This window comes from Bifidobacterium sp. ESL0728 (genome assembly GCF_029392015.1).
Lineage (GTDB): Bacteria > Actinomycetota > Actinomycetes > Actinomycetales > Bifidobacteriaceae > Bifidobacterium.
The window spans coordinates 1461440-1479950 of sequence record NZ_CP113925.1 but is presented as its reverse complement, the minus strand read 5'-3'; the positions used below and the strand labels follow the sequence as shown (position 1 = coordinate 1479950).

Below are 18511 nucleotides of genomic sequence, written 5' to 3'. Positions count from 1 at the left end.
TCTTTGTGTCGTTAGCGGACTCGTGCTTTGTTGGTGAACCTCTTCGCTACAGTGGTTCATATGTCAGCCAGTATTTTGCGTCCTACCGATGGAACCGAAAGCTCAAACGGATTCCCCTGTAACCTTTTGGCGCGTAAACGACCAGTGAGACGTGGTTCTCAACAGATTTTGGAATTTCTCGTTTTTTGCATGGTCTGCGTGCTCTGTTCCTCGCTTCTTCTCGGTTTCGCACAACCGGCTCAGGCGGCAGGCTCATCGATGGGCGAGCTCAGCAGTGATGTGACCGATCCGCAGAACCTTCTCGGTGGTAATGTCTCCAAAGTCAACGATGAGATCGCTTCGACCAAACAGGAAACCGGTGTGACGGTACGGCTTTTGTATTTGGCCAATTTCACGGGAACCAAAGACCCCGACAAGTGGGCGGGGGATAGCCTGCAATCCACCAATCCTCCCGCCAACACGGTTTTGCTCGCGGTGGCTTCCAATGACGGCAGATTGGTGGTTGCCGTCTCCCACAATTCCGACAACTGGCTCAAAGACAAAGGTCACGTCTCCCAACTTTCCCAAGCGGCGCTTGGCCCGATACAAAAAGGCGACAATCCCGATTGGTCAGGTTCGGCATGCGCCATGATGGATGAAATCAAGGTGCTGCACAAGCAAGAGGCTTCAAAAAAGCCGAAGCTCATCATCGGCGTCTTCATCGGGATAGTGGTGGTTCTCGTCGCTATAGGCGTGGGTCTTGTGTTGCATAAGCGTAACGGAACAAAAAAGAAAACCGGCAATTCCGACAAAGGCAAGACCGAAGCCGATGAAGCGAGCGATGGAAAAACTGAAGTAGAGCAAGCCAATACCGAAGGCTCGACACAAAGCGAAAAACACAAGTCCCAAGGTCCACGTCACCGAAAGAAGAAATAAAGTATCATCGGCGGCACGGTGTGCTTGTTTGCTCTAGTTAAAGCGGATACTTTTTATACTTTTAGCTGATTGGTGAATCCCTCAATTTGTGCAGGAAGCATTCAGGAAACATACAGACGGGGGAGTAATCCTTATCCTTATGAGCAAACAAATAGAAGCGTCAATCGTGGTGGTGGATGACGAACCGTCAATCCGTGATTTGCTGGTCGCATCCCTACATTTTTCCGGCTTTGAAGTGGCTACGGCCGCTTCCGGGACCGAGGCCATCGAAGTCATCGAAAAGACCCAGCCCGACCTGATCGTCCTCGATGTGATGCTGCCTGACATCGACGGCTTCACCGTGACCCGCCGCATTCGTCAGGAAGGCATCGACGCGCCGGTTCTTTTCCTCACGGCCCGCGACGATACACAGGATAAGATTATGGGGCTTACGGTTGGCGGCGACGATTACGTCACCAAGCCGTTCAGCCTTGAAGAGGTGGTCGCCCGTATCCGCGCCATCCTGCGCCGTACGCACGAGCAGGTCGAGGATGACCCGGTCATCCGCGTCGGCGACCTCGAAATCAACGAGGACTCCCACGACGTCTCCCGCGCCGGGCAGACCATCGACCTGAGCCCTACCGAATACAAGCTGCTGCGTTACCTGATGGACAACGAAGGACGTGTGCTTTCCAAAGCCCAGATCCTGGATCACGTCTGGCAATACGACTGGGGCGGGGACGCGGCGATTGTCGAATCCTACATCTCCTACCTGCGCAAGAAGGTCGATGGCGTTGTCGTCACCGATCCCGACGGCACAAAGCACAAAGTGGCTCCCCTGATCGAGACCAAGCGCGGCATTGGCTACATGATCCGTGAGCCGAAGGACCAGTAAGGCCGATGATGAGAGCACAGGCATCGGCCGACCCGCAGACGTCCGGCAAATCGCAGGAGAGCGGAAATGCCGAGGTGGATCAATCCGTAGAAAAGGATGAATCCGCGCAGCAGACCAACGTCAAGGGCAAAGAGGGGAAACCAGCCAAAGGCAGCAAACCCAGCAGGTTTCCGGCACTGGCCAGAATACGCAAACGCTGGCTTTCTCGCCTCGACGGTGTGCCGCTTTCCACCAAACTCGTCGCCTGCACGCTCATTTTGCTGATGGTCGGCACATTCGGCATCTCGCTGACCATCCGCCAATTGGTCAGCAGTTATCTGGTGCAGAAGACGGACACCCAGCTGCGCGATCAGGCTCAGCTGGTATACAGCAACGTCGATTTGTTGAGCAGAAAAGACGAGAACGAAAACGTCGGGCCCAACGAATATTTCATGCAATGGCGTGATAGCAAAAGCAATATCATCATCAGAACGCCTTTGGTTCCCGTATTACGCAATAGTGTCGTTTCCGAACCCGTGCTGCCAGCCAACGGTTCCATGGGCGACGTCCAATACGACAAACCTTTCACCGCCCCGGCCAAAGTACGGGAGTTGAACCCGTCGGTCAAAGCGGACAAACGCACCATGCAGGTGGCCCAGGCCCCGTGGCGTGTGCTGGCGCTGGAAGGCCGGGAACGCGGGCCTGATGGTACCAGCACGGTGAAGATGACGGTGTACATCGGCGTGTCGATGGCCGATCAGATCGACATCATCTCGACGTTGACCCAATACTCGATTTTCGTCAGTATCATCATCGTGCTGCTCGGCGCGGTGGTGGCTACGTTGATTATCCAGCGTACATTGCTGCCGTTGAAGCGCATCGAGAAAACCGCCGCCAAAATCGCTGCCGGCGACCTGAGCCAGCGTGTTCCCACGGCTCCGGAAAACACCGAGGTCGGTTCCCTTGCCGCTTCGCTGAACGCCATGCTGGCACGCATCGAATCAAGCTTCCGTGAGCAGCAGGAAACCACGGAGAAGATGAAGCAGTTCGTCTCCGACGCCAGCCATGAGCTGCGCACCCCGTTGGCCACGATTCACGGTTATTCCGAGCTTTACCACATGCAGCGCGATCTGCCCGGTGCCCTCGAGCGAGCCGATGAGTCCATCGACCATATTGAGGCCTCAAGCCAACGGATGACCGTGCTTGTCGAGGATCTGCTTTCGCTCGCGCGCCTCGACGAAGGCCGTGGCATCGACATGACCCAGCAGGTCAATCTGAGCCAGCAGCTCAAAGACGCCGTCGACGATTTGCACGCTTTGGATACCGACCGGGTGATTCGTCGGGGAAGGTTGGAGCTCAACGCCAAAGACGGCAGCAAACCGTCTCATCTCTCATTCCGTGAAGGTGAATTCCCGTCGGTGACGTTGACCGGCGACGGATCGAGGCTCCGTCAGGTCATCACCAACATCGTCGGCAATATCCATCGTTACACGCCGTCGGATTCTCCGGTCGAAGTTGCTCTGGCCATCATGCCCGCCTCCATAAGTCCTGAATCGTTGCAACGTATGCCCTCAAATCCCCAATCATTGCGTTACTTCCTTGAGGCGGTTGAAGTCGGGCAATCCATGCAGATGGGTATGAACTATGCCGTGTTCAGCTTCATGGATCATGGCCCCGGCGTTCCGGCCGACCGGCAATCCCAGATTTTCGAACGTTTCTACACCGCCGACCCGTCTCGTGCCCGTCAGAAGGGCGGCACCGGGCTTGGTATGTCCATTGCTCAATCGGTGGTGCGCGCCCATCATGGATTCATTGACGCGACCACCACCAACGGAGGCGGCCTTACTTTGACTGTGATTCTTCCTATGGGCCCCGTAGAGCCGCAAACGCCCGTTGACTCTGCAAAATCCCGGGGCGGGAAAAACGATAAATCCGGTAAAAAGCAGGGTAGACAGGGAAACTACCAAAGCAAATGGTCACGTCGCGATAAGAATAAGTCAAATCAAAACAAGGCGAATCAAAACAAGGCGAATCAAAACAAGGCGAATCAAAACAAGGAAGGCCAAAACGAAGCAAGCCAATAGTTTCGCGGTTTGCGTAGCCGTTACGCTAGACTGGTAATAGACCAAGAAAACGGAACCGGAACGGTATTCCGTTAGAAATTACAGGATGAACGAGGTGTGTCATGCCCAGCGGGAAAGTACGTTGGTTCGATGCCAAGAGAGGTTACGGTTTTATCACCGACGAGGAAGGCAACGATGTGTTTTTGCCTGCGGCGGCATTGCCGGCAGGTACGTCGACCTTGCGCAAGGGGGCCAAAGTCGAGTTCTCTTTGGTTGACGGCCGTAAAGGTCCTCAGGCTATGGATTTGCATGTCATGGGCCCGGCGCCTTCCGTGGTGCGTGCCACCAGGCCCAAGCCCGACGACATGGCCGCCATCGTAGAGGATCTCATCAAATTGCTCGACCAAGCTGGCAATTCCTTGAGGCGCCATCGTTATCCGAACAGCGGTGAAAGCCGTAAATTGGCGACGTTGCTGCGTGCCGTTGCCGACGATTTCGATGTTGAGGACTGAACAGGAGACGGAAAGCGAAATGGCGGAAGACGGTATGGCAGAAACAACAGCGGATACAACGGTGGATAGAGCTGGACATTCTGAGGAAGAGGCGAAACTCGATCCACGCGCTTTGGCGAAGTCGGTGGTGCTTTCCGTGGCCGACGAACCCGAAGAGGTGGGGGACTTTGCCCAGAGCATCGACTTGGGCGACAATGTCACCGATTTTCGTTTCGTGTGCCTGAGAAAGGGCTACGAAGGCTGGCAATGGGCGGTGACGCTCTACCACGATGTTGAAGTCGATTCATGGAGCGTCAACGAATCCACGCTGGTTCCTACCAAGGATTCACTGCTGGCACCCGCTTGGATACCGTGGAAAGACAGGCTTGAGGCCGCCGATCTTTCGGTGACTGACTCCTTGGGGACCGATCCGGACGACCCGCGTATGGAAGATGGGTTCCGTAAGACCGAAGTAGTGAAAAAGGATTTGGAAGAAGTCGCTGAAACAGGTCAGACTGATGCTGTTGTTTCGCAACAGAAGATTACAGACACCAAGGTTGAGGCCAATGGTGCTGTGGGTGTGGATTCTCTCAGCGTTACTGAACAAAGTGGAGATAAAGCATCCGGGAATACCGAAACAGGAGTATCTGTTGCAACACAAACCAGTGAGGAAAACGCAACTGACGGCGAAGTAAATGTTGGACACGAAGCAAAAACGGACAGCGAAGCGAAAGCTGACGGCGATATCGACCCCGAGACTGGGCTGAGCCGTGAACTCGAGGACACAGTCGAACGATTCGGCCTTTCACGCCGACACGTGATGAGCGAGCTCGGACGTTCGCAGACCGCAAAACGTTGGTATGACGGTCAGCACGGGCCGAAGTCGCTTTCCACAAAGACGGCCGAAGGCAATCTCTGCTCGACCTGTGCGTTCTTTATCGGTCTTAAAGGTGATTTGGACACCATGTTCGGGGTATGCGCGAACCGCTGGAGCCCGGATGACGGACGCGTGGTTTCCTTGGATCACGGTTGCGGGGAACATTCCGAAATCGAGCAGCCTGAGCCATCGCATCTGTGGGTGCAGTCCAAGCCGGCCTTCGACGATCTGCATATCGACATCATCGCCCAGGCGCCACGTGAGGAACGTGGTCAGGTGGAACTTATCGAATCGATAGACGAAGATGAAGATGTTGCCGACACGGAATCCGAAGAATCCGATGAGACGGATGATGAGACCGCTACCGAAAACGATATCGCCGAGCACGCCGTTCCTGGTTCGTTGGATGATGACGACGACGAGAGCGACGAAGACGAAGACGATGAGGTGATCGGCAAGGGCACGGTAGGCAGTGAGGTGACTGCCGATGTGGCCATTGAATCCACCATCGATTTGAGCGATGCTGACGATTCGGAAGATGATGCTGACGATTCCGACAGTGATTCAACAGACGGTGACTCGGATGACGATGCGACGGACGATGCTTCGAATGATTCCGATGACTCCGATGACTCCGACGACTCAGAAGTTGACGATTCCGAAGATGACTCTGCTGAAAGCAACTCAGATGACGATGCCTCTGGCAACGATTCCGATGACAGCGATGATACCGATTCAAACGTTGCAGACAACTGCGAAACCCAAAATCCCGGTGAAGTTGATAGTGGGGAAACAAACGAATCAGCTGACGATACCGAAGCTGGTGCTGTAACGGAATCCGAAGCGGATTCTAATGACGAGAACGTTTCCGGCAACGACTGATAGCAAGGGATTGACCTGAATTGCTAATAATGGGTGGATTTTAGCCGTTTTTGTCACCTTTGTTGCGTTCTCAGCGCAATAGGCGCGCGACGTGAAATAAACGTCACCATAAATCGGTAGAGTTAAATGGATTATCAACAGTGGAAGGACAAGTATGTTCGAACGGTTTACTGACCGTGCCAGACGTGTGATCGTGCTGGCGCAGGAAGAAGCCAAAGCCCTCCAGCACAACTATATCGGCACCGAACATCTGCTGCTCGGCCTGATTCGTGAAGGCGAAGGCATCGCGGCCAAGGCGTTAGCTGCCAAGGGCGTTACTTTGGAAGATACCCGCAAGCAAGTGGAGGAAATGATCGGCAAGGGCAATGCCGCGCCGAATGGTCATATTCCGTTCACTCCGCATGCCAAGCAGGTCTTGGAATTGAGCCTGCGCGAGGCGCTTCAATTGGGGCATAGCTATATCGGTACCGAGCATATCCTGCTCGGCCTCATCCGTGAGGGTGAAGGTGTGGGCACTCAGGTGCTCATCAAGATGGATGTCGACCTGGGTGAGCTCCGCAGCTCCACCATCGACCTCATCCGTGGCAACTCCGGTGGTGCCGAAGGCGAAGGCAAGGGTGACCTGGCCAATGCAGGCAGCGTGGAGAACAAGGGTCGTCAGACCGGTTCCGCCATTCTCGACCAGTTCGGCCGCAACCTTACCGCGGAAGCCGCAGAAGGCAAGCTGGATCCGGTTATCGGGCGTGCCAAGGAAATCGAGCGCGTCATGGTCGTGCTCTCCCGGCGCACCAAGAACAACCCGGTTTTGATCGGCGAACCCGGTGTAGGCAAGACAGCCGTGGTCGAAGGCTTGGCTCAAAAGATTCATGCCGGCGATGTGCCGGAGACCTTAAAGGGTAAGCAGGTCTATTCTCTTGATTTGGCCTCTATGGTGGCAGGTTCACGTTACCGCGGCGATTTCGAGGAACGCTTGAAGAAGGTTCTGAAGGAAATCAAGACCCGTGGCGACATCGTGCTCTTCATCGACGAGATTCATACCATCGTCGGTGCAGGTTCGGCTGACGGTGCATTGGGTGCTTCCGACATTTTGAAGCCGATGCTGGCCCGTGGCGAGCTTCAGACCATTGGTGCCACGACCACCGATGAATATCGTAAGTACATCGAGAAGGATGCGGCGCTCGAACGTCGTTTCCAGCCCATTCAGGTTGACGAGCCCTCCATCGCAGACACCATTGAGATTTTGAAGGGCTTGCGCAGCCGTTACGAGAACCACCACAAGGTGACCATCACCGACGGTGCGCTCCAGGCCGCTGCCGAACTTTCGTCCCGTTACATCCAGGACCGTAATCTGCCCGACAAGGCCATCGACCTTATCGACGAGGCAGGTGCGCGCCTGCGTATCAAGCGTCTCACCGCGCCGCCAGAGCTGAAGGAACTTGACGGCAAGATCGCCAAGATCTCCGACGAGAAGGACAAGGCCATCAAGGGCCAGGACTTCGAGAAGGCCGCGGAACTGCGCGATCAGGAAGACAAGTTGCAGGCCGAGCGCAAGGAAAAGGAAAAGACCTGGCGCGAGGGCGGCAGCGATGTCAAGATGGTCGTGGACGAAGAAGTGATAGCCGAGGTCGTTTCCTCGACCACCGGCATTCCGGTCTTCAAACTCACGCAGGCCGAATCCAAGAAGCTTCTCAATATGGAGTCCGAGCTGCACAAGCGCATCATCGGTCAGGACGAGGCGGTTTCCGCACTGGCCCGTTCGATTCGTCGTACGCGTGTCGGTTTGAAGGATCCGAAGCGTCCCGCAGGCTCGTTCATCTTCGCAGGCCCAACCGGCGTTGGCAAGACCGAACTGGCCAAGGCGTTGGCGCAGTTCCTCTTCGACGATGAGGACGCGCTCATTCGCGTCGACATGTCCGAGTTCTCCGAGAAGTACGCCGCATCGCGCCTCTTTGGTGCGCCTCCGGGGTACGTCGGCTACGAAGAGGGCGGCGAGCTCACCGAAAAGGTGCGCCGCAAGCCGTTCTCCGTCGTACTCTTTGATGAGATTGAGAAGGCTCATCCCGACATCTTCAACACGCTGTTGCAGGTGCTGGACGATGGCCATCTGACCGACGGTCAGGGTCGCAAGGTGGACTTCAAGAACACCATCATCATTCTGACCACGAACCTCGGCACCAAGGACATCGTCAAGGCCGCGAACACCGGCTTCAGCTCCGGCAACGACCAGGAGTCGAGCTACGAGCGAATGAAGAGCCAGGTGACCAGCGAGCTCAAGCAGCAGTTCCGTCCCGAGTTCCTCAACCGCTTGGACGACATCATTGTCTTCCGCCAGTTGACCGAGCCGCAGGTGCGTCAGATCGTCGATCTGGACCTGAACCAGTTGAACGATCGTCTCTTCGAGCGTCACATGACGATCGAACTGACGGATGCCGCCAAGGATCTGCTCGCGCAGAAGGGCTTCGACCCGCTGCTTGGCGCCCGTCCGCTGCGTCGTGTCATCACGCGCGATATCGAGGACGCCGTCTCCGAGAAGATTCTGATGGGTGACCTCAAGAACGGCGAAAAGGTCGAAGTCGACGCCGAAGGCGAAGGTATCCTGGGCGAGTTCACCTTCAAGGGTGTGCCCTTCGAGGATCCGAATGCCAAGCCGGCTGAGGCTGACGCTGACGGCAAACAGCCCGAGCTGGTAGGTGTTGGTGCGTCTGCTGATACCGCTACCGCCGCATCTACTGATTCAGGTGATTCGCCAGCTGCTCAGTCCTCAACGCCAACATCTGACCCGTCTCCGGTCACGTCGTCAAGTTCTTCGGATGATTTCTCGGCTGACTCCAGTTCCGATACACAAGGCACGGATACTCCATCCACTCCGAACGAGTGATGTTGTTTAGGTAAGCGCTAATGCAACGCGCCACTGTACGAAGGCCTGGCTTCTCGTTCAAGAAGCCGGGCCTTCGCGTATTCAAACGTCAAAAGGTGCTTTTCTCCTCAGTAAAACCGCTCATCAGTGAGAAAAGCACCATTTCGGCTCCATTTTGGTGCTTTTTCACTGGTTTCGCGTGATACTGCGAAAAAAGCACGAAATAGGGCTTAAAAACGTGCTTTTGGTCGCAGTTCTGAAGAATATGAGTAGGGGAAGGCTGATAATCTGGCAACTAGCACGAAATAATCATTACTGTGTATGTGTCCAAGGAAGGGTACGAATAATGCGGAAGAACATGCGAGGTGTTGCTGCCTTAGTAGCTTGCCTTATCCTGCCAGTGGTAGTAAGCGCATGTGGGAATGATGGCTCTCTACCGCATGGTAATGAAAGTGTTGCTTCCTCGGAAGCATCTAAGGTCAAGGATACGGCCAAAAACTTTTTCAAAGAAATGTATCAGGGCGATTCAAAATCAATTATGAGTTATGCAAGCCAGCGTTGCTCGGATGACGCATCGTTAGCCAAGAAATATGATTTAACTGGCTCGCTGAGGCTTGATAAAAATTGGCATAAGAACCTTCAGCACATCACTCAAGGCATCGATAAGGGCAAGGTGCTGAAAGGAGATTCGGATTCTTCAGCGGTCCTGACCAGTGATGCGGTGATGGATCTAGGTTTTGTACAGGAAGATGGTCAGTGGAAAATCGACTATCAGACCTGCAAATCGGTCAGCGAAGGCGGATTCATCAAAGACGACTGATTCTGCTTTTCTTTCACTGCTACTGGGTAACGCACCTACACAGGTTCGTGTAAGTAACGCGAAAGCCGGCCCCTATGAGAGACACAGGCACTCCGACTTTCACTTCCCTTTCCTCCTTGGAGGTGGGCTTAGTGTCTAAGATACCTTGTGGGAGCAGAAATTTCAAATTTTGTATGTTAAACGCATAATTCTGTGTCTATTATGTCTATTTTCATCGGTTCTGTAAATGAAGTTGATTCTAGCTTAATTTCATTCAGTAATCCCAACATTTGGTCTGGGAGCCATAATCTTGCATCCTCAGCTCCAGGTTTGAAAGTTACACGAAGCTGATTGATAAATTGACGAGAATGCAAACCGCTGATAATCAGTTTGTCGTGAGCGTTCTGATGTTTTTCTCTCGATTCCATAATCAGTGAGTTGATATGATAGTGGAATTCCAAAAGTGGTAGCAATGTCTCAAAACATTTTCCCCGTGCTCGTTCAGCACGAGATAGGTCACCCATTGATGTTGTTACGACAACGTATTGGAATGGGAAATCCGTTAAGGCTTGTATGGAAGCTTGGTGCTGGATTTTCGTCATTTCACGCCAATGTAGCTTTGAAGAGTGTAACGGTTTGATTTCTTGTAGTTTGGCTCGTGTCGTTTCTTCTTCAAAATCGCAAAGACAAACTCCGAGCATGTAACGAGGTCGTGGAACGGCATGAGTGAGTATGCTTTCGTCTCCCCATGCTTTTAGTTCCAATAGATTGCTCCGTCTTTGCCTATTATTCGTGGCATGTTTAAAATATAAATCCGCAGATTGCTTCTTATTTTTAAAATAGCCTAATGATGGTGATTTATCCAAAGGAAACTAAAGAACTGTAGAAATTCAAGATTCTTGATAATACATAATGATAAAAGTAATGACTTAAGACAGAAGCGAAATACTTTTCAGAATATATCTAAAGTCATAATGGGAAAACGTGAGTAGGGGGGCTGATATTGTGACGCATAAGAAAAAATAAAACATCTAAAACGATGTGTCCAAAGAAGGGTACAGGCAATGGGAAAGAATATAAGGGGAATTATCGGTGCAGTGGCGGCGCTGCTTTGCGTCGGTAGTCTTGCGGGGTGTGGAGCCAAGAGTACAGAGCCGAGCGTGAGCGAGGTGGCAGACAGATTCTCGAAAATGGAAAAGTATAATGTCAACTCCGACGGAAGTGCAACCACTATCACTGCTTCCAAAGGCGGTACGCTTTATGTTCTTACCTATCGTGATGATTTGAAAAGCATGAAGGCCGAAGGCTGCACTGTCGACGGCAATCCCATGAAGGCAAGTACTGAAGATCTCAACTACCCAGATTCCAAGGGCAAGAATCTTTTCGCCTTCGCTCAGGCAAAGGTCGGGCAAAGCGGCGACCACAAACTCAGTTGCACCCAGACAGGAACTACCGAGCTAAAAGCATTGTTCGATACGAGCAAATAGAATTTGTTGGATTTTTTATAGCCAGTAAGTAACGCGAAAGCCGGCTCCTATGAGAGACACAGGCACTCCGGCTTTCACTTCCCTTTCCCCAGCGGGGTGGGCTACAGCTTTGAGTATACATGAATTGAATAATTGTTTTCGTTTTCAACCGGCAATATTGTGCGTCAGCCAGAGGGCTACGGCGTGGCTTAGGGTTTTGGCGCCAAGTTTGTTGCGAATGGTGCGTGTATGGGAGCGTATCGTGGCTGGGGTGACATTGAGTGACTCGGCGATTTCCTCATTGGTGAATCCTTCCGAGGTCTGCTGAAGGATCTGTATCTCTAGGTCGCTCAGGGAATCGAAGATATCGTTCTCTCCAGAGGAATCCGTTACGGTTCGGCAGGCGTCTTCGGGACGAAGAAACGATATGTCCGGTTCCGGCGAAAATGTGTCTCCGGCGGCGACATTACTGAGAGCCATGGCCATCTGTTGCATGTTTCCTTTGACCATGAACCCTTGTGCGCCCGCCTCTGAGAGCTGTTTGGCATACTTCTTCGGGCTGAACGAACTCATCGCCAGAATAGGTATCGCGCAACCTTCGTGACGGATATGGCGGCAGACCTCCATGCCGGTAGTACCGTCGAGTTCGACATCGGTGATGAAAAGCCGGGGACGCCATTGCTCATCAAGGCAACGGCGAATGGCTTCATCGGCACTGGTGGTGCTCCAAGCGATGACAAGACCCGGCAGCAGTCTGGGCAACACCGACGTGATTCGGTCCAGCGAAAGCTGATCGTTGTCCAAAACCCCTGTTTCCAACGTGCGATTCATGCCGTTCCTACCTTGCGCTTGCTGACGTAATCATTTTACAGTTTGCAGCGACGCGCCGTTTGCTGTACGGCAAGTTAGGGGATTCAGACAAACGAGTTACGGCGATGTTATAGAATCCGAAAGGAGGCAACAGAATCGTTGTTGCGTACCAGACAGGTTTTGGAGGGGGCGCATGTCGAAGATACTGAAGTGCATGAAGACTTCTCTGAAGCGGAGCCTCTCCATCTGGGCCGCGATATGTTGTCTTGTCATTTGTGCGGAAGCGCCCTTTTGGCATCCCCACGGTTTGTGGTCGTGGGCTTCGCTGACGGTCCAATTCCTGTTGAGCGCGGGCATCGCGTTTTTCCCAGTGCCAGCATGTATTATTCACATTCTGTTTTATGCCGTGATCGAAGCCTTGGGGTTGCCGGTTGCGCAATCCGCTATGGTCATGTTTCCAGTGGTTGGCCTGTTGGCATATTATGCGGTGCCGTTGTACGCAATTGGAGCGGTGTGTCTGCTTTCGGTTTCCAATATGCTTTTCAATTTCCACGAGCGTTATGAGGGCGCGGTCACCAGTGGTTTGGCGGTAGGCATGTTCTATCTTGCCGTAGCCGTTGTCGGCATCGTTCTCGCCAACAGAAGAGACACGATAGCCACGAAGGAGAAACTGTTCGAAGCGCAACGTGCGCAGCGAGAACTGGAAGAAATCAAAGGAAACCAGCGGCTTGCCAAGCAGATTCACGATTCGATAACGCAGGAAATCTCGGCTATCGCCATACAATCATGGCAATGGAAGGACGACGACGCGATTCCCGAAAAGCCGAAGAAAGCCATGGGCTCTATCTATGAGGCCTCGCAGGCAGCTCTCAATAATATGCATGACGTCATTGACGTTCTCAAATTGGAAGATCAATCCGATTCTCCTTTGCGAACCGAAGCAAAAAGCGATGATGGTTCTCGTTGCGTTGACGTGGAAGAGCGCATACGTGATCTGGTAGGCAAGGAACAGCAATCAATGAACAGGCTTGGTTACCATGGTCAATCTTTGGTGAATCATGCTGGGCAAAGAATTTCCATAGCGGAAGACAGGCTGAACGTCATCACTGATTGCATCCGTGAGCTTTACGCCAATATCATCCGGCATACCGTTCCTGGTAAAGACACGTTTGCCGTATCGGTAACGGTTGACGCTGGAAAGATCTCATTGACGGAGACGAACACCATTTCCGGCAAGGATATCGAAGACATTCCGCTCGCGCATGTGCGGCATGGCTTGGGTTTGAAAGCTCATCGGCGTGCGATCGAGAATATCGGGGGAGTGATGCGCTCGCGTGCGGATGACGACGGCTGGTTCATCCATATCGAGATACCGTTGGAAGAACAATAAGATTTCTGGTATCTGTTTATTTCGGCTTGCTTTACCCCCATTCATCCTGCATATTTGTGCATTCTTTTTTATCCGAACTGCACAAATGTGCAGGGTTTTGTTATTTTGTCTGTAAACAATTTTCCTGCGATATATCGTCATTCCAGTTCCCGCGAAAAGGCGGGGAGCAAGGAAAGGAAAGACGATGACGGGTTTGTCGGTCAGTCATCTGACGAAACGGTATCAAGGCAATGATTTTGATTCGTTGCATGATGTCAGTTTTGATGTCGGTAAAGGTGAGATTGTAGGTCTTGTCGGCAAAAACGGGGCAGGCAAGACGACGCTGATGAAAATGATCGCGAAAGCCCAGAAGCCTTCGGCGGGTACGGTGAGCTATAACGGTGTGGATGTGTTCAGTCGGGATCGCGTTCTGGAACCGTTCGGCATCATGATAGGAGCCATATTCCTGCCATATCTGAGTGTGGAGGACAATCTGTCCTTCTATCTCAAATTGCACAACAAGCCCAAATATGAATCGAATATCCGACCCACTCTCGAACTGGTCGATTTGTGGGGCAAGCGGAACAAGAAGCCAAGTGGGTTTTCATTCGGCATGAAACAACGGCTCGCGCTGGCGATGTGCATGGTCGATGAGCCGGAGTTCATGATTTTGGATGAGCCGTTCATCGGACTGGATCCTGATGGCGTGCACGAGCTCATCGGTGTACTCAAGCGTTGGGCCGCCGACCGTGATACCGCGATTCTCATTTCCAGCCATCAATTGGCGGAACTCGAAGCCATCTGCAAACGCTATCTGTTCCTTGAAAACGGCAAACTCACTCGTCAATTTGCCGGAACCGGCAACGAGCTCACCGTCATTCGTCTGCTGCGACCGCTGGATGATCCGCAGGATTTCAAAGATATGCATCCGCAGGTCGTCGCTGTTTCCGACGACGGCGTATCGCTGAACATCGACACCACCAAGGGTTCGTTGAACGATGTGCTCTCGGAATTGACCATTACCTGCGGAATTGTCGGTATCGATGTTCGGCATGACGGTCTCGGCACGCTTTTCGGAAAGGAATAACTTTTGACACGTCTTATCTTCAGAAACCTGATGCGAACCAAGGAAACCATCATCTTCCTCTGCTTCAGTCTGTTTCCAGTGCTGCTACCCATCGCCGCGCAATTCAATACGAAGTTCATGCAGTTTCGCGGGGAGAAAGGCTCGACCGACTGCCTTTCCTTCTTCGGTGCTGTCCTCAGCGTCAATTACCAGACCATCCTGCCCATGATCGTGCTGATTTACCTTGTCGTTTCCGTCTTTTATGTCGAGGCCCGCAACGGCACGTTGTTCCTTTATAAAGACATCAGCCGACGCAAAATTTTCATGGCGAAAGTGGCCGCTTTGGCTGGGGTTGTTACGGCGTACGTCGTTCTGATATTTATGGTCAGCACAGCTGTCTATTACCTTTACATGATTCATCAGCCGTATGCTTCGGGCACGTTCCTGCCGATCGACGCCGAAGCCGCCCAGAGCGCTGCCTTCGACATCGTTGGAACCATATTCGCCATGCTGCTGTGTGTGCTGGTGGCGTCCGTGGCTTCCCAACGTTTCGGTGTGGGTATCACGATGCTGATTGCCATCCTGTACATTCTTGTTTCGCAGATTGCTCCATTGCTCGATACCCTGCGTTATTTCCTGCCCAATGCATACAGCGCGCTCGTCGGCACCCTCGGATTTGCGCCGGCTATGGGTGCGGCGACAATTCTGTTCATTGTCTACAGTGCGGTGTTGCTGGCATGGGGCAACCACGCCTACAAGACGCTCGAGTACTGAGATTGCGCAAGTCCGACAGGACGATTGAGCGAACGGGACTCGAGACGCACATGCGATGAAAATCAAGAAAATGGCATCATAATCCTGATTTTCATCGCATAATCAAAGGGGTTACACCGGATTGAACGGTGTAACCCCTTTTGTATCGGTTGAGATGCTAAGCGTCGTCTCCGTTAGAAGCCTCTTACTTCACGGCGTTGAGCCACTGTTCCTTGGTGGCCTTTTCGGCCTCGAGCTTGGATTTCTTGGCCGGGTCGGACTCGGCGGCGATCTGGGAGTCGAGCTCATCGAGCTGGGCCTTCAACTGGGTCTCGAAGCTGGAGACACGGGCGTCGGCCTCGGGGTCGCTCTTCTTCCAAGCTGCTTCCTCGACGGCCTTGATTTTGTTGTCGACGGCGTCAAGGCGGCTTTCGATGCGATGCATGTCCTCACGGGGCACGTAACCGATCTGATCCCACTCGTCCTGGATGTCGGCCAGAGCCTGACGGGCCTTCTTGGCGGCCTTTTCGTCGGCGACCGGCACCAAAGCCTCGGCCTTCTTCAGGAGTTCTTCCTTCTTGGCGAGGTTGTCCTTCTCGTTGGAGCTCATCTGGTCACGGTCGGCCTGACGCGCGTTGAAGAAGACGTCGCAGGCTTCGCGGAACTTGGCCCACAGCTCGTCATCTTCTTTGCGTCCGGCGCGGCCGGCGGCCTTCCAACGGTCCATGAGCTCATTGAACTGGTGCGAGGTGGCGCCCCAGTCGGTGGAGTCCTTGATTTCGTTGGCTTCCTTGATGATTTCTTCCTTGACGCGCTTGGTCTCCTCGCGGGAGGCGTCGCGGGCCTGTGCCCACTTGCGGCGGTGCTGGTTGAAGGTGGTGCGGGCGGCGGAGAAACGCTTCCACAGCGCGTCGGCGGTCGGCTTGTCGATGCGGATGCTGGTGCGCTGGTGCTCCTGCCACTGTTTAAAGAGCGAACGGAACTTGTCGGCTGTGGAACGCCAATTCGTGTTCTCTCCCAGCGAATTTGCAAGTGCCTCGGCCTTCTCGACGATGGCGGTGCGCTCCTTGATGGCCTTCTCGAGCGCGGCCTTGCGAGCCTCAGCGAATTCGACTTTCTTGGCTTCTCCGGCCTTTTTCAGCTCTTCGTACTGTGCCTTGAGTGCGGCGATGTCGCCGACAATGGCCGGGCTGGCGGTTTCCTCGCCGAGCGATTTGATGGACTCGTCAATCTCGTGAGGCTTGATGTTCGCGGCCTTCAGGCGGGTGGCGAACAGGTCGAGCTTGGCCTTGAGGTCGAGATAGCGACGTGCGTAAAGTGTCAGTGCTTCTTCGTTGGTGGCACCCGGGAATTCGCCGACCTCGCGTTCGGTCTCGCCTTCCTTGACATAGACGGTGCCCTTCTCATCGACACGGCCAAAGGCTTCAGCGGCCTTGACATCGGCTTCGGAGTAAGTATGAGCAGGTGCTGCCACCGGGTGCTTCGCCGGTTTCTTGGCAAAAGCTAAGGGGGAGGGGATATGCGGTTTCGGTGCAGGCTTGGCAGGTGCGGCAGGTGCTGCCGGGGCAGGCGTTGCAGCTGCCGGTGCGGGAGCAGTCGGCGTGTCGTTGGCCTTCGGCGCTTGCGTTTGCGCGGTCACAGCCGTTTCTTCAGCCTTTGGCGCTTGAGGCTCTGCCGGTGCGACCGGAGCTGCCGTCTCGGCCGGTTTGGACGTGGCGCTGGCCTGTGCGTCCGCGGCAGGCTGCGCTGCCTGTGCGTTGGATTCATTGGTGTTTTGGGGTTCAGTGACTTGTTCGTCGGCCATGGCCAGCTCCTTGAGAGTCTTCGTGTAACAGGTGTTGCAGAGGACGAGACGAACGCCTCATTTTTCCACAACACCACTTATTATAGGGAGTTATGGCAAAAGGCGCATCAATATCAGGATTTCCGGAATGGCTACCCCAGGAAAGGGTGGTCGAACAACGTGTCATCGACACGGTCCGCAGGGTTTTCGAACTCAACGGATTCATCGGCATCGAGACCAGAGCGGTGGAGGAAGGTTCGAGTCTTCTGAAGAAAGGCGAGACCAGCAAAGAGATTTATCTCCTGTCGCGTCTGCAGGAGGTCGGCCACGAATCCGACACGCCCATCGAGCATCGTCTTGGCCTGCACTTTGATTTGACGGTTCCGCTGAGCCGTTACGTGGTTGAGCATTCCGGCCAGCTTGTCTTTCCGTTCAAGCGCTGGCAGATCCAGAAGGTCTGGCGCGGCGAGCGTCCGCAGGAAGGCCGTTTCCGCGAATTCGTCCAGGCCGATATCGACGTGATTGGCAATGGCGAGCTGGAGGATCATTACGAGGTCGAGTTGCCGTTGGTCATGGTGCAGGCGCTCGAGGAATTGCGTCAATTTGGCCTTCCGAAGGCCACCGTGCACGCCAACAACCGCAAGCTTTCCGAAGGGTTCTATCGTGGACTTGGTCTGACCGACATCGAAGGTGTATTGCGCGAGATCGACAAACTCGATAAAATCGGTGCCGACGAAGTGGTCAAGCTTCTGGTCAGTGAATGCGGAGCGAACGAGGCTCAGGCACGCGCCTGCCTCGAACTTGCGGAACTCACTGCAAAAGACGGCAAGGAACTGCTTGAGAAGTTCAACGAACTGTGTGCCAAGCACGATATTTCGCAGGATAGTGACTCTTACAAACTTGCCCGCGAAGGCCTTGACACGCTGGCAATGATTGTCGACGAAGCGGCCATTACACGCCCCGGTTCCGTCATTGCGGATCTGAAGATCGCTCGTGGTCTTGATTACTACACGGGTTCCGTCTACGAAACGTTCCTCGATGGTGCCGATCAGCTTGGTTCCATCTGCTCCGGCGGACGATACGACAATCTCGCTTCGCAAGGCAATCGCAAGTACCCGGGTGTCGGTCTGTCCATTGGTCTTTCCCGTTTGGTTTCTTATATGCTGCACACCGCCGGTGCACACGCTTCCCGTGTTTCGCCTGCGGCCGTGATGGTGGCTGTCTGGAACGAAGATGATCGTTTGGATTGCAACCACATCGCCGCTGCCCTGCGCAAGCGCGGCATCGCTGCCGACGTGGCCCCGAAGGCCGCGAAGCTCGGCAAACAGATCAAATACGCCGACAAACTGGGCATCCCGTATGTCTGGTTCCCAGCCGACGCATCCGGCGACGGCGAGGGAAGCGACCATGACGAGGTGAAGAACATCATCACCGGCGAGCAGGTTCCCGCCGATGTCAAGTCATGGCAACCCGATACTGTGTATGCTCAGCAAACCGTCTCTTTGGACAAGTAAAAGAGCGCGGATT

The 18511-nt window shown here is 53.9% G+C and carries 14 protein-coding genes and 1 pseudogene; 12 read left to right on the top strand and 3 right to left on the bottom strand.

Translation table 11 applies throughout. The features are described 5' to 3' along the window. Positions 1 to 258: 258 nt before the first annotated feature. From OZX67_RS05825 to OZX67_RS05795, 7 genes and pseudogenes are all read left to right on the top strand, one after another. Positions 259 to 915: a hypothetical protein gene (locus tag OZX67_RS05825; RefSeq protein ID WP_277141739.1), complete on the top strand. Its 657-nt coding sequence runs from the start codon at positions 259 to 261 to the stop codon at positions 913 to 915. Positions 916 to 1054: 139 nt separating this feature from the next. After that, positions 1055 to 1789 carry a response regulator transcription factor gene (locus tag OZX67_RS05820; protein ID WP_277141737.1) on the top strand — a complete coding sequence of 245 codons (735 nt, stop codon included), beginning with the start codon at positions 1055 to 1057 and terminating at the stop codon, positions 1787 to 1789. A gap of 5 nt (positions 1790 to 1794) precedes the next feature. After that, a complete protein-coding gene (locus tag OZX67_RS05815; RefSeq protein WP_277141734.1) occupies positions 1795 to 3852 on the top strand; it encodes a HAMP domain-containing sensor histidine kinase in 2058 nt (685 codons plus the stop codon). A 101-nt stretch (positions 3853 to 3953) separates the two neighbouring features. Beyond that, positions 3954 to 4343: a cold-shock protein gene (locus OZX67_RS05810; RefSeq protein ID WP_277141732.1), complete on the top strand. Its 390-nt coding sequence runs from the start codon at positions 3954 to 3956 to the stop codon at positions 4341 to 4343. A gap of 34 nt (positions 4344 to 4377) precedes the next feature. After that, a complete protein-coding gene (locus tag OZX67_RS05805; protein WP_277141730.1) occupies positions 4378 to 6081 on the top strand; it encodes a DUF3027 domain-containing protein in 1704 nt (567 codons plus the stop codon). A 154-nt stretch (positions 6082 to 6235) separates the two neighbouring features. Next, a pseudogene (locus OZX67_RS05800) lies at positions 6236 to 8830 on the top strand (ATP-dependent Clp protease ATP-binding subunit); the annotation flags it as partial. A gap of 454 nt (positions 8831 to 9284) precedes the next feature. Next, on the top strand, positions 9285 to 9758 hold the full coding sequence (locus tag OZX67_RS05795) for a hypothetical protein (protein ID WP_277141728.1): 474 nt from the start codon (positions 9285 to 9287) through the stop codon (positions 9756 to 9758). Between the two features lie 176 nt (positions 9759 to 9934). Here the strand turns inward: OZX67_RS05795 and OZX67_RS05790 are convergent, their stop codons facing one another. Next, entirely contained in the window at positions 9935 to 10501 is a 567-nt protein-coding gene (locus OZX67_RS05790; RefSeq protein ID WP_277141726.1) for a hypothetical protein, read from the bottom strand. Positions 10502 to 10801: 300 nt separating this feature from the next. Here OZX67_RS05790 and OZX67_RS05785 point away from each other — a divergent pair, with 300 nt between their 5' ends. Continuing rightward, a complete protein-coding gene (locus tag OZX67_RS05785; RefSeq protein WP_277141724.1) occupies positions 10802 to 11224 on the top strand; it encodes a hypothetical protein in 423 nt (140 codons plus the stop codon). A 144-nt stretch (positions 11225 to 11368) separates the two neighbouring features. Here the strand turns inward: OZX67_RS05785 and OZX67_RS05780 are convergent, their stop codons facing one another. Beyond that, complete coding sequence (locus tag OZX67_RS05780) at positions 11369 to 12034, bottom strand: response regulator transcription factor (RefSeq protein WP_277141722.1); 666 nt, start codon at positions 12032 to 12034, stop codon at positions 11369 to 11371. Positions 12035 to 12458: 424 nt separating this feature from the next. Here OZX67_RS05780 and OZX67_RS05775 point away from each other — a divergent pair, with 424 nt between their 5' ends. The 3 genes from OZX67_RS05775 to OZX67_RS05765 all read left to right on the top strand — a co-directional run bounded on the left by OZX67_RS05775 (position 12459) and on the right by OZX67_RS05765 (position 15222). After that, positions 12459 to 13403, top strand: a complete 945-nt coding sequence (locus tag OZX67_RS05775; protein WP_277141720.1) for a histidine kinase — start codon at positions 12459 to 12461, stop codon at positions 13401 to 13403. Between the two features lie 184 nt (positions 13404 to 13587). Further along, positions 13588 to 14469 (top strand): ABC transporter ATP-binding protein, encoded by an 882-nt coding sequence (locus OZX67_RS05770; protein ID WP_277141719.1) that lies wholly within the window; start codon positions 13588 to 13590, stop codon positions 14467 to 14469. A gap of 3 nt (positions 14470 to 14472) precedes the next feature. Further along, complete coding sequence (locus tag OZX67_RS05765) at positions 14473 to 15222, top strand: hypothetical protein (RefSeq protein WP_277141717.1); 750 nt, start codon at positions 14473 to 14475, stop codon at positions 15220 to 15222. Between the two features lie 184 nt (positions 15223 to 15406). On the opposite strand, the gene OZX67_RS05760 is transcribed toward OZX67_RS05765, so the two are convergent. Then, entirely contained in the window at positions 15407 to 17005 is a 1599-nt protein-coding gene (locus OZX67_RS05760) for a DUF349 domain-containing protein (RefSeq protein WP_277141715.1), read from the bottom strand. Between the two features lie 92 nt (positions 17006 to 17097). Between OZX67_RS05760 and hisS the strand changes: the two genes are divergently transcribed. Then, entirely contained in the window at positions 17098 to 18498 is a 1401-nt protein-coding gene (hisS, locus tag OZX67_RS05755) for a histidine--tRNA ligase (protein WP_277141713.1), read from the top strand. Positions 18499 to 18511 lie beyond the last annotated feature (13 nt).